The organism is Bacillus sp. FSL R12-0074 (assembly GCF_038005725.1).
GTDB classification, from domain to species: domain Bacteria; phylum Bacillota; class Bacilli; order Bacillales; family Bacillaceae_G; genus Bacillus_A; species Bacillus_A mycoides.
Window position 1 is genome coordinate 3388762 of sequence record NZ_JBBOTR010000001.1, and the last position, 15559, is coordinate 3404320.

Consider the following 15559-nt stretch of genomic DNA (forward strand, 5'->3'; position numbering starts at 1 on the left):
GACTCTTTTACAATTTCATATTCAAATCATTTTTGAAGTTTGTTTACCTAAAATAAACACTTTAGTAAACACCATCATTATAACTACAATAACAAGAAAATAAAGTGGCATCACCATCAACGAGCCCGTATGCAGCTGACTCATTCCCCAAATTGTCATCGTTACAATTACATAGTAGCCTAAGCTAAACAATGCTCCCGCAGTACCAATGACATCTTGAAAATCTACTAATGCTAAACTTAAACAGTTAGGTAATGCTACCCCAATTCCTAATAGCAATATAAACATCGCTACTAAAAATCCAATCATATATATTATGTTTGGATTTGATCCGAATGAATTAATAACAGTTAAGAAGATAGCTCCTCCTGTCATTACAAGACAACCGATATATATAATTTTCTCTGGTTTATAAGTAGCAAGTAACCGCTTTGAAACTTTCGCTCCAATAATAGAAGCGGAAGCAACAACAATTCCTAGAAATCCGTACATACTAGGCGATAACTGAAAGTATTCAATAAAGATAAACGGCGCTTCTGCATAGTAGCTAAATAAAACACCATTTGCTCCTCCAATTAATAATCCATACGTTACTACTTTCGGATTTGTAATCAACCTTTTCGCTACGGAAAACACATTTATTTTATCCGTTACTGATTCCGTTTTTGTTTCCGGAAGAGAAACAAACGTATATAACAAAATCCCAACACTCATAACAACTAAACTTAAAAATACTATTTTAAATCCAAACATTTGATCAAGAAAGCCCCCAATTAGTGGACCTATCGCTGGTGTAAAAGCAATGACTGCCGAAATTTGAGCAAACATAACGTGGCGCTTATGCCCCTCTACACTTTCACGAAGAATCGTTTGTGTCACAACTGAACCAGCACTTGCTCCAAACGCTTGAATAAAACGACTAAACAATAAAAATTCAATAGAATTTGCAATATAGCATAAGAAACTTCCAGCGCCATATACTACAATTCCAAATAACATTGCTGGGCGACGACCAACTATATCTGATAACCATCCAATAAAAAATACACCTAAAGCAAATCCAGCAAAATAAACACTAAGCGTTAACTGTACCTCATTATTACTTACTTGCAACGCCTTTGAAATATCCGGTAAAGACGGTGTGTAAATTGTTTCACTAATTTGCGGAAATGCCACAAGAATAATCATTAACCAAAGTGATGGTACTGAGACTTTTTTCACTTTTAATACCCTCCTATAACTTTGAAAATCTCAGAAATGAATAGACTTTCCTTAGCTATGGAACAGGAGGGGCCATTATAGAAATTCGATCATAAAACAACAAAGAAAACACCTCAATTACGCATGTTAATACTTATAGGAGGGTAATATTAACATTGATTTTAAAATATAGTCTTTCAATTATATGATAGGTTGTGTTCGTTTTCTAGTGTTCATAATCTGAATATTTGTTAGTAGACGAATATCCGTTCAATTCTCTTGGAAAATTAATACGATTTGAAAAGCGCAACTAAACAACTGAAACGCCCCTTCAATTGTTAAAATCATTCTCACAATTGAAGGGGCGTTTTTTTATTGCTACATTTTCACTGATTGTTCTTTTTGATAGATAATTTCACCATCAATAATTGTTGTTTCTACTTTTAAATCTTTAATTTGGTTTGGATTGACACTTAAAATGCTGTCATTTAATATAACTAAATCCGCCAGTTTTCCGACCTCTATGCTTCCTTTTATCTCTTCTTCAAAACTCGCATAAGCACCATTCCATGTGTATAGTTTAATAGCTTCCATTACGCTTATAGATTGATTAGCACCAACCTCTATTCCAGACTTAGTTTTTCTATTGACAGCAACATGAATTCCTAATAAAGGATTATAGTCAGTAACTGGTGCATCCGAACTACCTGCTGCAATGATGCCACGATCAATAAAATCACGAGCAGCGTACATGTGATTAACACGATCACCATAGTGCTCTACATATATCTCTCCGAATTCATATGGAAATGGAGGATTTGGAATAGGAATCATCTCGAGTTTTTTCATTCTCTCTTGTAAATCTGGTGAAGAAATTCCCGCATGCTCGATTCGATGACGGTGATTTTTTCTTGGTGATTCCTCTAGCGCCCTTTCTACACAATTCAAATACATTTCAATAGCTTTATCACCTTGTGCATGTACAGTGATTTGATAGCCTTTTTTATGCGCTTCACCTAAAACCTTATAGATTTCTTCCTCACTATAATAAAGAATGCCGTAATTGTTAGGGTCACTTGAATATGACTTACGGGTTGCAATTGTAGGCCCCGTGCTACTTCCATCTGTAAACAATTTAGCTGGTCCGACTTTGAATCTTTCATCTCCGGTACCAGTTACCACACCAGCTTCGACCATTTTATTAACAAATTCATGAGAGTTATTTATTTGACATATCATTGCATATATTCGGACACGAATATCCCTACTCTTCACAGCTCGTTGTAGTAAACGAAAACTCTCCGGTCCATCTCCACCTGCGTCATGTATACTTGTTATGCCAGCTGCAACGAAATGATCTGATGCAATTTTCACAGCCTTCATCATTTCACTTTCTGTATAACTTGCAACCTCGCTCATACTCATATTTGCTGCTTCAATTAACTTTCCTGTAAGCCTTCCTGCCTGATTCTTTTCAATAACTCCCCCATTCGTATCCGGTGTGTTCTCGTTAATTTGCGCAATTTCTAATGCTTTGCTATTCACCACGCTTATGTGGTGACAAGTACGGGTTATAATAATAGGATGTTCAACTGAAATTTCATCCAGCTCAGTAATTGTTGGATAACGCTTTTCCTCCACAGCGGTTTCATTAAAGCCCCAAGCACGTATCCATTCACCTTTTGGCGTTTCTAAGGCCTTCTTTTTCAGATCATCTAATAAAGCATCGATAGAATCAATATGTTCAGCTTTACAACTGACAGCCAACTGATTTAGTCCATGAGAAATGATGTGAAGATGCGAATCAATGAATCCAGGAAGAAGCGTTTTCCCTTGCAGGTCAATTACATCCGTATTTTCTCCTATAAAACTCTTAACCTCCTGATTTGAGCCAACAACTACGATATGATTATCTTTTATTGCTACAGCTTCGACTACTGTATTCTTTTGGTCTACTGTAATAACTTCTCCATTTATCAATACAACATCAGCTTTCATAAACTCAACCCTTTCGGAATTACTCTTTTCGAGTAATTCATTCAGTATTTAAAGTTACATCTCCTAATAGGCTCATCCGCTTTTTAACAAGATTTATCAATAATTAATTAAAGTTGAGCTAAACATTCTTTCATTGTTTTAACGATAAAAGTAAAGTCTTCCTCTGTGATGCTTAATGGAGGTGCAAGCTGCAAAATATTATTGTAACCTGCGACAGTGTCACCATTTTTACCAATAATTAGACCTTTTTCTTTACAAGCATTGATGACTTTGTTCATCTTTTCAATGGAAGCCGGTTCTTTTGTTTGCTTATCTTCCACTAGTTCAATGCCTAAAAGAAGGCCCTTTCCACGAACATCCCCTACGTTTGGATGCTCTTTTACATCCTCTAGCTCATATAACAGTCGTTCACCCAATTCTTTGGAACGTTCAATGAGTTTCTCATTCTCCATAATTTCTAAATTCTTCAAAGCTAAAGCGCAAGCAGCAGGATTTCCTCCGAACGTATTTACATGGCGGAAGCGATCATAATCATCACTACCTACGAATGCCTCATAAACCTCTCGTCTAACTGCTGTTGCTGACAAAGGAAGATACGCACTTGTAATACCTTTTGCCATTGTTATGATATCTGGTTTGACGCCATAATTCATAAATCCAAACGGCTTCCCTGTTCGTCCAAATCCACATATAACTTCATCACAAATGAGCAACGCACCGTGCTTCTCGCAAATTTCTTTTACTTTTTCCATATATCCATCAGGAGGCATTAAAATTCCGCCCCCGGTAATAATTGGCTCCATAATCACACCGGCTACTGTTTGGCTTAACTCCCATGTCATGACACGATCGATTTCCTCAGCACTTGCCAGTGTATGAACATCCTCTGGATTTCGGTACGTATCAGGCGGTGCTACATGCAGGAATCCTTGCCCGAGTGGTTCATATTTATACTTTCGCTGTGCTTGACCTGTTGCTGCAAGAGCTCCCATTGAGTTACCGTGATAAGCGCGGTAGCGGGAAATAAACTTATAGCGTCCATGATCACCTTTTTGTTGATGATATTGACGAGCAATTTTAAATGCTGTTTCATTCGCTTCCGATCCACTGTTAGAAAAGAAAATGACGTATTCATCATCAAGCCATTCATTCAATTTTTCTGCTAATTTAATAGCAGGAACATGACTTTGAGTCAGAGGGAAATACGGCATTTCTTCAAGCTGTTCAAACGCCGCTCTTGCAAGCTCTTTTCGGCCGTATCCAACATTCACACACCAAAGACCAGACATACCGTCTAAATAACGGTTTCCATCAATATCCGTCACCCATGCCCCTTCTGCTTTTGTGATAATTAAATTCGTTGGACTAGGGGCTGCTCCTCTCATCGCATGCCAAAGGTACTTTTCATCTGTTTTTTTCAAACTTTGTGTTTGCTCCGTCGCTTGCACAATCACCAGCTCCATTCTATCTTTTTATGGTTTTACATCACTCTTTCAATAACGAGCCGTAAGCATTTTCTTGCGAGTATAGAATTCTACGCCATCTTTTCCATTTGCATGTAGATCACCATAGAAAGATTTCTTATAACCTGAGAACGGGAAGAATGCCATTGGAGCAGGAACTCCAAGATTAACCCCAAGCATACCTGCATCAATTTCTTCACGGAATTCACGAATAGCTTTCGCGCTATTTGTGTACAGACATGCACCATTTGCGAATGGCGATGCATTAGCAACATGAATCGCTTCCATCAAGTCTTTTACGCGTACTACAGAAAGAACCGGTGCGAAAATTTCATCTTGCCAGATTTTCATTTCCTGTGTCACGTTATCAAAAATCGTTGGGCCAACAAAATAACCTTGGCTGTTTGCTACATCGTCTTCACGTCCGTCACGAATAAGTGTCGCTCCCTGCTCTACACCGGATTGAATATATCCGAGTGTCCGCTCTTTATGTCCTTCACGAATAACAGGACCAAGGAAAACACCTTCTTCCAGACCATTACCAATCGTAATTGCATTAGCCTCTTGAAGCAGTCTATTAACGAGCTCATCTGCAACGTCTTCTTCCACGACAACAACAGCCGCTGCCATGCATCGTTCACCAGCTGAACCGAAGGCAGCACTTGTAATTTCTTTCACTGTAGAACTAAGGTCCGCATCTTTTAATACAATCGAATGATTTTTTGCCCCTGCAAGAGCTTGTACACGTTTACCGTTAGCTGCTGCTGTTTTATATATATACTCAGCCACAGGTTGAGAACCAACGAAAGATACAGCTTTCACATCCTCATTGTCAAGAATGCCGTTAACGACGTCATGTGCACCATGCACAATATTTAGTACTCCATCTGGAAGACCTGCTTCTTTAAACAGTTCAGCTATGCGATTAGCCAATAGCGGTGTTCTTTCAGATGGTTTTAATACAAATGTATTCCCGCATGCAATCGCGAGTGGAAACATCCAGCATGGCACCATCATCGGAAAGTTAAATGGCGTTATTCCTGCGATTACTCCGATCGGATAACGATACATCCCTGATTCAACACCAGTAGCAATATCGGGAAGTTGCTCTCCCATCATTAAAGTGGGTGCGCCTGCGGCAAATTCAACACATTCAATCCCCCGCTGCACTTCACCGTATGCTTCCTTATAACTTTTTCCGTTTTCCAAGGTTACGAGTTTAGCTAACTCTTCCCAGTTTTCAATCAATAGCTGTTGATAGCGAAATAGAATCCGAGCACGCCGAGGCACAGCGACCTTTCTCCATGTTTTGAATGCTTCTTTCGCAGTTGCTACAGCTCTATCTAAATCTTCTTTAGTCGAAAGAGGCACACGAGCAATAATCTCTCCTGTTGCTGGATTTGGTACATCTTCAACTTGCTTACTTGTGGATTCTATCCATTGTCCGCCAATATAATTTTTCAACGTTTGTACATTTTTCATTACTACCATGGTGAAGCCTCCTATTTTAAGATAACCGTCCTATGTTATCGCCCCTAAAAAGAAAGCGCATTCATTTGACGGTATGTAAACTTATTTACATACATTTCTTCAACATTATTAATCTTATTCATTGAATACGCAGGAGCAGTCATCCGCTTAGCATTTGTCCACTCCCCAGTTCACATTATTTCAGATGGATCTCATGGTTCATCTTATAATTCTTTTTCAAAAATACTGGGCAATCCCATTCACAAACAAGGTCCTTAGCCAAGGAAACGATCCAGTCCTTTGTAATATGATACTTTTCCCCATCAACAGTAATAAACACTTCACCATCTGTCACATAGAAAACTTCCTGCTCTTCTACATGCCACGTTCCTTTATTCGGTTCGCCTACCCACGGTTCCCATGCGTTGGCACCTAGTTGCTCTGCTTCTTCTGCTGTAAGTTTTTTCGCAAAAAACATGACAATCCTCTCTCTTTCTCTTTCTTATTGGTAATTTTGAAGGAATAAGTCTATAAATCTACTGTCTTAACATTTGTATTTTTTAAACGTTTAAACTCTTTTTTCATAAAGTATATGGCAATGAGAACACCTGGAATTTCTGCAGCAGGAGCAGCGTACCATACACCTTCTACACCCCAGTATTTCGGGAAAATAAATAGAAACGGTAACATGAACAACAATATTTTGCTTACACTAATAAACGTTGCGGACCAGTTTCTCTCTTGCGATTCGAAATAACCGGAGATAAGCAGGCTAACTGCACTAAGCGTAAACAAACAATTGAATACAACTGTCGTCCAAATGCCCAGTTTTTGCAATTCAGGATTACCACCGGAAAAAAATGACACAATTGGATCTGCAAAAATGACTAGTATGGCTGTCACGATTACAAAGAAGGAAACTGTAAAAATGAGTCCCATCTTAATTGCTTGTTTCACACGATCAAGGTTGCCCGCACCGTAATTATAACTAATAATCGGTTGAAGCCCTGTCATCCCACCAAGCGCTGCTAAGGCGAGGAGATTTGTAATGTAACCGTTTTGAATCGTGAAAGCTGCAACGTGTAGACCACCACCGTAGCTTTGCAGTAAGTTGTTGGTGAAAATAATTGCAATAAACATCATGAACTGACTCGAGAAAGATGCAAAGCCCGTCCAAACCACTTCACCAATCTTCTTGAGATTAATCATCATATCTTTCATTTTTGGCTTAAGTTTTGTTTTACCAAACCAGAAATAAAAGATTAGGAGAACAGGAATCGATTGCGAAATCGTATTAGCCCATGAAGAACCCATCATCCCCATGTCATACTTCACTACCATAATCCATTCCATAGTCCCAGCAACAACCGCTGCAACTAACCAACTGTTCATTGATAATATAGGCTTTTCATCGATATTAGCTAAAATACTTAATACAACGGCCAATATCGTTAATGGCAACGAAATCCATAGCAGTCGGCTATATTGCACCGCATACGGAAGTGCTTCATCACTTGCTCCGAATAAAATCATAATATCATTTTCAAAGACCAACCCAAGTATAGCTAACAAAGAAGACAGGAAAAGAGTAAACCATAAAGTTTGTCCCATAATACTTCTAGCTTCTTCGATTTTCCCTTTCCCCAGTCGAAGTGAAATGACCGCTCCGGCTCCCACACCTAAAAGAACACCAATCATACGGGTAATAACCATGACCGTAAATCCAATTCCGATCCCTTCGACTTCCAGCTCCTGAAAGCCACTGACGAAATAGCCATCAACAACCGATACAACTCCTAAAATTACGTTAGCCATAATTCCCGCTAAAGCAAACCGTAAATATAGTAACGGAATACTTTTGGTTCCTAGCACTGAATCATCCACCGGCTTATTCATTACTTCTGGTTGCTCTATTTTTGATGACGGACCGTTGTCCACTATTTTCATGAGCATATCCCCTTATAAATAATTTATATAGCACGTTTTGCTCAATTAATTCGCATACCACCCTACCGGATTTGCATGCTGGTGGATATTGATTTGCTTCGTTTCCATAAAGTGCTCCAGTCCAACAGTACCTAACGCTCTGCCGATGCCACTTTGCTTATATCCTCCCCAAGGACCTTCCACATAAGCGAGATGATAACTATTAATCCAAGTAATTCCCGCATGCAATTTACTAATGACACGTTTTGCCAGGTCCATATCTTCCGTAAATACAGCACCGGCTAATCCATAAATAGAATCATTCGCTTTTTGGATGGCATCTTCCTCATCTTTAAATTTCTGTACAACAAGGACTGGACCAAAAATCTCTTCCTTCACAATACACATATTCTCATTTACATCAGCAAAGATTGTTGGTGCAATGAAAAACCCTCGATCAAGCCCATTTTCTGTTAAGCGCTTACCACCACAAACTAATTTTGCACCTTCTTCGATTCCTCTCTGAATATAATGTAAAACTTCATTCATATGAGGCTCGTTTGTGAGCGCTCCCATTTCAATATTCTCACTTTCCCCGTTGCCAACTACAATTTTGTTCGCACGCTCGGCCAACCTTTCAACAAACTTATCATAAATAGTCTCTTGTACAAGTAAACGAGATGCAGCTGAACAAACTTGCCCAGCGTTGTGGAAAATACCAAACATCGCATTATCGACTGCGGTTTCAAAATCCACATCGTCGAACACAATAAGTGGAGATTTACCACCTAGTTCAAGTGTGATTTTTTTCATATTGCCTGCAGCTGCGCGCATAATACTTTGACCTGTCTTTGTTCCACCAGTAAAGGCAATTTTGTCGACATCATGGCTCTCTGCAAGCTCATTCCCAACCTTTGAACCAGGTCCCAATACTAAGTTTGCTACTCCATCCGGAAGTCCAACCTCTTCGATAATTTCAAATAATTTGAATACGCTTACAGGAGTGACGTCAGCAGGCTTAATTACAATTGTATTCCCTGCGGCAAGTGCAGGAGCAATTTGCCAAACAGCTAACATAAGCGGGAAATTCCAAGGTACAATAAGTCCACAAACACCAATCGGTTCATGAATAATAATCGTTTCTGAAGCATCATCACGAGTGTAAGATTCCTTTTTCATACCTTTAATCAAGTCAGCATAATAGCGGAAGCATTGAATCGATACAGGAATATCTAGATAGGTTGTTGCACGGATAACCTTACCGTTATTTGCAGTTTCCAAACGGGCAATTTCAGCTGTATTCTCTTCAAGACGGTCTGCAATCTTATATAGATAGTCAGCTCTTTCATCAGCCGATAAATCCGACCAGATCCCGCTATCAAACGCTTTACGAGCCGCCTTAATTGCTATCTTCGCATCATCTGCTGATCCATGAGCAGACGTTGCGATAACCGCTCCGGTTGCAGGATTGATAATGTTTCGTCTAGCACCCGATAATGCTTCTACCCATTTCCCGTCAATGAACATGTTAATTTTCATAAACACCTCTCCTTTACGCGATAATATCTACCAGTTTGAAACCAATATGTGCTATATTGACCAGCATCGTTTTCTGATTATAGAATGGGAATGATTTAAGGCGTTCTTTTTCAAATCGATATCCACCTGCACTCCCCGTAACGATCCATTGTGCCAATAACTTACCAAACAATGTCGAGAGAGACGCGCCATGCCCCGTATAACCCGTTGCAAAATATGCGCCTTCTTTGGATCTACCGATAACGGGGAACGTATCAATTGTAACCCCGATAAATCCACCCCACCTGTAATCAATCTTGCTTCCTTCTAGTTTTGGCATTATTTTAACCATGGCATCGTAAACATTTTGATAAACAGCATCACCTAAGTTTGGACGAATATCGCCACCGCCAAATATGATCCGATTATCTGGTGTACGCCTGAAATAGTAAAGGAAACTGCTTGTATCAAAAACCATGCGATCTTTAGGAATGACGCTATTCACCAATGATTCTGGAAGCTGTTCAGTACCAATAATACGTGCCGAAATTGGCAGTACGCCTTTATTCAATTCAGCCATAATTTTTCCGGAGTAACCATCTGTAGCCACAATAATGTCTTTCGCTGTAACAGTACCTTTTTCTGTAATAACTTTCACACTATTTCGGCCGTACTCAATAGATAGTGCTTTCGAATGCTCAAAGATTTTTGCACCGATCGATTTAGCTGCTTCTCCCAAACCAATTGCATAGTTCAGTGGTTGGAACGAGTAACTCGAGTCGTCGACTAAGCAACCATAATATTGCGGGGAATCAATTTCTTGATGCAACTGACTTCGATTAAGCACGCTACATTCATATCCAAAATTTTTGTTTAAGTATTCACTTTCAAGTTTCAACCCTTCAAAATGCTTGGCTTTGTAAGCCGCCACAATGTGACCTGTCTTTCTGAAGTTACAGTTGATTTGATGCTCGTCAATAATGTTTTTAACTAATTCAACACTAAGCAGAGAAAGATCGTTAAGCTGCCTCGCCTCTTCGGCACCATACTTCTTGGCAAGCTCCTGCATCGTTGACTTATAGCCTGGCAATACCATCCCGCCGTTGCGACCGCTTGCGCCATATCCGATTGTTTCCTGCTCAAGGACAATGACACTCTTCCCTAACTTTTGCAAATGATATGCAGAAGAAAGACCTGTGAAACCTGCGCCAATAATGACAACATCCGCCTCTTCATTTCCTTCAAGAGGTTTTCCTTTGTCATATCTGTTTGCAGTCGCTGTCCATAGTGAGAGTGTATCCATATGATCCATCTTATCCATAGCTAATCCTTCTCCTTTCGTGACATGTATGTTACAATACAGTCAAAAATATTCTTAATATTCAAAATTATTAAGTTAATAATATGACTTGGAGTTCCCTCCAAGTCAATAGCCATTTGAGAGTTTTTTGAATTCATTTTGCGAAAAAAGTGGAGTAACTCCACTTTTTTAATCAGGGGGTACATCTATGAAAATTGGTACATTTGCGAAGCTTTTTCATGTTACGACTGATACCGTTCGTTATTACATTGAACTAGGATTATTAATACCAGACAAAAAAAACACTCAGTATCAAATGAACCAATTGTGTTTCGACGACATGTCTTTTATTACTGAGCTGAAAAAATTTCATTTTTCATTGATAGAAATCCAACGAATTTTATCATATCGGCGTGTCACAAACTTCTCGGACCATGAGGATATCGACTACTACAATAACTCACTCATTGATAAAAAGGACGAGCTAACCAAGAAAAAAGAAGACATATCAAAAGCTATCCAATTGATTGAAAAAGCGGTTCAAACTAGCTCGCCTTCATCCAAAGAAGAAAGTATTACAGGAATCCCGCTTGACTTTGTAAATTTTCTCTATTGTCCGAAATGCCGCATTCCACTTGAAATGAAAGATGTAACGATTAAAAAAGTCTACATTCACACGGGGAGTTTAACTTGTAGCTGTGGATACGAAGCAGCTATCGAGGAGGGTATTATCATTACCGCGAACTTGTATGAGACGTCTCCTTATCCATCTTATTTTTACGATAAAGAAACGATTAAAGAGATCAATCCCAAAATGATTAACTTATTTGAAAAAAGTAATTTTCGATTTCAAAAAGTTCTACAAAATATAGATTTGAAAAACAAATTAATTGTGGAAACAAACGTTGATGCTTTTGTATCACTACCCAAATATATCGATGTTCTTGAACCAAGCGCAAACTATGTATTCAGTGGCTATTCGCTTGCAATGCTCAAGAAGGTGAGAAATAGAATTGAGCGTATGAATCCGAAGCCACGCGTCCTTTATATTTTGAATTCCGATTTAAATCTACCATTGAAACCGCTTAGCATCGATGTTTTTGTGGATAGTTTTACAATAACTGATTTTTCACTGCTCAACCCAGAGTTCCCAAGTCATGTTCTAAAAAACTATTTACATAACAGTTCAACAATTGTCGGTGGATACTCGTATTATGATAACTCAGCCAAATCCTTGAAAAATATTTCAGCCTTATATCCAAATTCCCATGAGCATATTTTACATCCAAAATACTTAGAAGAAAATTTATCAGTTAACGGATTTCAAATCATGCAAAATGAAAATATCGGTTACTGTACAGATCCAGGACCTTATTTCGATTATCATGTAAGAGACGAAAAATTCCATATGCTCATGTATTTGGCTAATACGAAACAATAGCACAAAAAGCGCCATCACAAGTGACGGCGCTTTTTCTATGTAAGAGCTACTAGAAGGTACCCTTCTAGCCTACTCCCATTTATAAGTCCAAAACTGTTCAAGTTGCAGCCATTTTAATGTTGCTGCGTCTTTGTTTTTTATTTTTGCATGCGTTTCTTCTAGCATCGCTTCCGTTTGTGAACGATGCGCGCCTAGTGCAGCTAATTTATGTTCAAATACTTCACTAATATTATTTACAACATCCGGTTCACCGAGTACTGCTTCGCGATTTCTCGTAATCGCAACCGCATGAATGGCTGGACGTTCTTCTTTTGGCATACGTGATACAGCGCGAACTACAGCGCGGCCAAATGCATCATGATCCGGATGTACGCCGTGTTCTGGATAAAATGTAATAATTCGAGATGGATTTACTTCTTGAATAATCGCTTCGATTTTATCGGCAACAAAATCAACATCTTCAAATTCTAACGTTTTATCATGGAAACCGAGCATTCTTAAATCTTGAATCCCCATCGCTTCACATGCATCTTTTAATTCTTTTTCACGTATATTTGGAATCGTTTCACGGTTAGCAAATACGTTTTTCCCCATGTTACGTCCCATTTGTCCAAGAGTACCACATGCGTACGTTACAGGTACTCCTTGATCTGTTAATAAGCGAATTGTTCCTCCCGCAGCAAATGCTTCATCATCTGGATGCGGAAATACAACAAGTACATGTCTCTCCATAAGTTTCCCTCCTTCTTACTTAAATGGCGTTAAGCTTAGCTCAAGCGCTACCGCTAAGCGGCCTTGGTTATCATGCCCTGCTAGTAATAAACGCTCTTTATCGTCTACTTCCCAGTGCGTAATGCCTTCTGCATATACCCAGCCATGATCCATTTTCAAACCAACTCGGTATGGGTTTGTTCCAGTTATTTTCCCACGCTCAAAGCGAATAATTGCATTTCGAATGAATGCTCCTACTGTCATCATCTTTTCATTAAAGTGTGACGCATACGCTCCATTCGTCGTTTCTAAATGAATATATACATCTTTATTTACAAAACGTTCAATTTCATTTTGAATAAGAGAACTATCTTTTACTATTTCCATCGGAATTCACCTCTTTAAACCATTTTACGCAAAAATAATGTAAATTGCTATCTCTATATTAGAGGACAACGCCCACTTTTCCTAATAATTTGCACTGTGTTTTTTATATTTTTTATCCCGCATTAACGGATAGTAAGATTCCCACCCCAAAATCCAGCGAACACACGTCAGCTAGGTGGGAAATCAACTATCCGTAAATGCCCGATTGGTGAAGACTAATAATCAGTGGGGGATGAACAAAAACCCCCACTGATTAAAGTTTCACTTTATATGATATGTAAAAATCACATTTTTTCCTTCACATTGTTAAATAGTTTTCTTTCTTTTTTGAATTTGCTACAATATATTTTATCCCGTATTAATACAGCGAGATACATTTCGACAATTGAATACATACTTTAAAGAAGGTGACATGATTGGAACAATCCGCACATGAAGTAGCAAATTGGCAATATTATTTTACAATTGCCGTATTTTTAGTCACGTACGGTTTTATTATTTCTGAGAAATTGAATCGTGCTGTAATCGCACTATTCGGTGCTGCTATTATGATTATTTTTGGAATTGTAGATTTACATACTGCTTTCACATCGCATATTCAATGGGAAACGATTACCCTTTTAATTGGGATGATGATTCTCGTACATATTACGAGTCAATCAGGCGTATTTGAATTTGTAGCCATAAAAGCAGCAAAAGCAGCTGGCGGAAAACCAATCCGCATTTTATTATTACTATCCCTATTAACTGCTGTCGGTTCTGCATTTTTGGACAACGTAACAACCGTATTATTAATCGTACCTGTTACACTATCCATTACACGTATTTTAAAAGTAAATCCTGTTCCTTATTTAATTTCAGAAGTACTATTTTCAAATATAGGCGGAACAGCAACATTAATTGGTGACCCGCCGAACATTATGATTGGATCAGCTAATAAGCATTTAGACTTTAATGCCTTTTTACTAAACTTAGCTCCAATCGTAATCATTATTTCTATCGTTACACTTGGCATTATTTACTTCATGTATCGCAACAAACTAAAAACAACGCCTGAGCAAATCGAAAAGCTAATGGCATTAAATGAAAAAGATTATATTAAAGATCAGAGCCTCCTTTTAAAATCCATTACGATTTTAGGACTAACTATTTTAGGCTTTGTACTTCATTCTATTATTCATGTAGACGCTGCCGTTATTGCGATGACAGGTGCTACACTTCTTATGTTAATCGGTGTGAAAGAACATGATATTGAAAATGTATTTGCCCACGTTGAATGGGTAACAATTTTCTTCTTCGCTGGACTATTCGTTCTCGTTGGCGGATTAATTGATATCGGACTTATTTCTTCACTCGCAAAAGAAGTACTCGACGTAACAAATGGCGATATCGGTTTCGCTGCTATACTTATCTTATGGGTATCTGGCATCGCATCTGCGACAATTGATAACATCCCATTTGTCGCAACGATGATTCCACTTATTCAAGATTTAGCTACAGGACTCGGACTATCTGTCGATTCTCCGCAAATTGAAGTACTATGGTGGGCGTTATCACTTGGAGCTTGCCTAGGAGGCAACGGAACATTAATTGGAGCATCAGCAAACGTAGTCGTTGCTGGTATTGCAAAACGTGAAGGACATGGGTTCTCTTATATGGACTTCTTAAAAATCGGTTTCCCCTTAACGATCATTGCGCTATTGTTATCACATGCTTACATTTATTTACGTTATTTAATGTAGAAGTTGTATTGCATGAAATTATGTCGTCAAATAAAAAAGGTTTGCAGCACCATGCTACAAACCTTTTTTCATCACCAAAATATACCTATAATTGCTAATCCACCTAAAATCATACCACCAATTTGTCCGATGATTGTTGGTGATAGTTGAACACCTTTTCTCACTTCAACAACTGGTCTTTCGTGCCTTAGTTGCTGCACTTCACTTTGAAGTTGATGTACACTTCCGTGTAGTTCTTTAATTAGTTCTTTTAATTCAGCGACCTCTTCATTTACTGGCTTACTTTTTTCTAAGTTCATCTCGCATAACTCCTTATAAATTCAATCAGTTCACTGTAAAATTTCGCCAATTATCGTTATATCTCCTGCATACTACATATATAATATGGAATGTACCTTTATTA

General features: G+C 38.5%; 13 protein-coding genes. 2 read left to right on the top strand and 11 right to left on the bottom strand.

Going from position 1 to position 15559, the window contains the following annotated elements; all coding sequences use genetic code 11:
* Positions 1–21: 21 nt before the first annotated feature.
* From NSS97_RS17630 to NSS97_RS17665, 8 genes are all read right to left on the bottom strand, one after another.
* Positions 22–1221, bottom strand: a complete 1200-nt coding sequence (locus NSS97_RS17630) for a multidrug effflux MFS transporter (protein WP_044438848.1) — start codon at positions 1219–1221, stop codon at positions 22–24.
* 357 nt (positions 1222–1578) lie between these two features.
* Complete coding sequence (locus tag NSS97_RS17635; RefSeq protein WP_044438849.1) at positions 1579–3198, bottom strand: amidohydrolase; 1620 nt, start codon at positions 3196–3198, stop codon at positions 1579–1581.
* Positions 3199–3305: 107 nt separating this feature from the next.
* A complete protein-coding gene (locus NSS97_RS17640) occupies positions 3306–4661 on the bottom strand; it encodes an aspartate aminotransferase family protein (protein WP_161793966.1) in 1356 nt (451 codons plus the stop codon).
* A gap of 30 nt (positions 4662–4691) precedes the next feature.
* Complete coding sequence (locus tag NSS97_RS17645) at positions 4692–6152, bottom strand: CoA-acylating methylmalonate-semialdehyde dehydrogenase (RefSeq protein ID WP_044438851.1); 1461 nt, start codon at positions 6150–6152, stop codon at positions 4692–4694.
* 175 nt (positions 6153–6327) lie between these two features.
* Entirely contained in the window at positions 6328–6609 is a 282-nt protein-coding gene (locus NSS97_RS17650; protein ID WP_033729945.1) for a cupin domain-containing protein, read from the bottom strand.
* 50 nt (positions 6610–6659) lie between these two features.
* Positions 6660–8078 carry an MATE family efflux transporter gene (locus NSS97_RS17655; protein ID WP_002142589.1) on the bottom strand — a complete coding sequence of 473 codons (1419 nt, stop codon included), beginning with the start codon at positions 8076–8078 and terminating at the stop codon, positions 6660–6662.
* A 45-nt stretch (positions 8079–8123) separates the two neighbouring features.
* Entirely contained in the window at positions 8124–9596 is a 1473-nt protein-coding gene (locus tag NSS97_RS17660) for an aldehyde dehydrogenase family protein (protein WP_341113645.1), read from the bottom strand.
* A gap of 13 nt (positions 9597–9609) precedes the next feature.
* Positions 9610–10896, bottom strand: coding sequence for an NAD(P)/FAD-dependent oxidoreductase (locus NSS97_RS17665; RefSeq protein WP_002033464.1), 1287 nt, complete (start codon positions 10894–10896; stop codon positions 9610–9612).
* A gap of 187 nt (positions 10897–11083) precedes the next feature.
* Here NSS97_RS17665 and NSS97_RS17670 point away from each other — a divergent pair, with 187 nt between their 5' ends.
* On the top strand, positions 11084–12316 hold the full coding sequence (locus NSS97_RS17670; RefSeq protein ID WP_044438868.1) for a MerR family transcriptional regulator: 1233 nt from the start codon (positions 11084–11086) through the stop codon (positions 12314–12316).
* 69 nt (positions 12317–12385) lie between these two features.
* On the opposite strand, the gene bshB2 is transcribed toward NSS97_RS17670, so the two are convergent.
* Positions 12386–13048 (bottom strand): bacillithiol biosynthesis deacetylase BshB2, encoded by a 663-nt coding sequence (gene bshB2, locus NSS97_RS17675; protein ID WP_000439465.1) that lies wholly within the window; start codon positions 13046–13048, stop codon positions 12386–12388.
* A gap of 15 nt (positions 13049–13063) precedes the next feature.
* Positions 13064–13414 carry a YojF family protein gene (locus NSS97_RS17680; protein ID WP_000407039.1) on the bottom strand — a complete coding sequence of 117 codons (351 nt, stop codon included), beginning with the start codon at positions 13412–13414 and terminating at the stop codon, positions 13064–13066.
* Between the two features lie 416 nt (positions 13415–13830).
* Here NSS97_RS17680 and NSS97_RS17685 point away from each other — a divergent pair, with 416 nt between their 5' ends.
* A complete protein-coding gene (locus NSS97_RS17685; protein WP_107887967.1) occupies positions 13831–15156 on the top strand; it encodes a sodium:proton antiporter in 1326 nt (441 codons plus the stop codon).
* Positions 15157–15227: 71 nt separating this feature from the next.
* Here the strand turns inward: NSS97_RS17685 and NSS97_RS17690 are convergent, their stop codons facing one another.
* Complete coding sequence (locus NSS97_RS17690) at positions 15228–15455, bottom strand: hypothetical protein (protein ID WP_002033458.1); 228 nt, start codon at positions 15453–15455, stop codon at positions 15228–15230.
* Positions 15456–15559: the final 104 nt, after the last annotated feature.

What these genes read in the sequence shown, in the direction of transcription:
- NSS97_RS17635 (WP_044438849.1), bottom strand. Translation starts at nt 3,198, where the DNA reads ATGAAAGCTGATGTTGTATTGATAAATGGAGAAGTTATTACAGTAGAC.
- NSS97_RS17640 (WP_161793966.1), bottom strand. Translation starts at nt 4,661, where the DNA reads ATGGAGCTGGTGATTGTGCAAGCGACGGAGCAAACACAAAGTTTGAAA.
- NSS97_RS17645 (WP_044438851.1), bottom strand. Translation starts at nt 6,152, where the DNA reads ATGGTAGTAATGAAAAATGTACAAACGTTGAAAAATTATATTGGCGGA.
- NSS97_RS17650 (WP_033729945.1), bottom strand. Translation starts at nt 6,609, where the DNA reads ATGTTTTTTGCGAAAAAACTTACAGCAGAAGAAGCAGAGCAACTAGGT.
- NSS97_RS17655 (WP_002142589.1), bottom strand. Translation starts at nt 8,078, where the DNA reads ATGAAAATAGTGGACAACGGTCCGTCATCAAAAATAGAGCAACCAGAA.
- NSS97_RS17660 (WP_341113645.1), bottom strand. Translation starts at nt 9,596, where the DNA reads ATGAAAATTAACATGTTCATTGACGGGAAATGGGTAGAAGCATTATCG.
- NSS97_RS17665 (WP_002033464.1), bottom strand. Translation starts at nt 10,896, where the DNA reads ATGGATAAGATGGATCATATGGATACACTCTCACTATGGACAGCGACT.
- NSS97_RS17670 (WP_044438868.1), top strand. Translation starts at nt 11,084, where the DNA reads ATGAAAATTGGTACATTTGCGAAGCTTTTTCATGTTACGACTGATACC.
- bshB2 (WP_000439465.1), bottom strand. Translation starts at nt 13,048, where the DNA reads ATGGAGAGACATGTACTTGTTGTATTTCCGCATCCAGATGATGAAGCA.
- NSS97_RS17680 (WP_000407039.1), bottom strand. Translation starts at nt 13,414, where the DNA reads ATGGAAATAGTAAAAGATAGTTCTCTTATTCAAAATGAAATTGAACGT.
- NSS97_RS17690 (WP_002033458.1), bottom strand. Translation starts at nt 15,455, where the DNA reads ATGAACTTAGAAAAAAGTAAGCCAGTAAATGAAGAGGTCGCTGAATTA.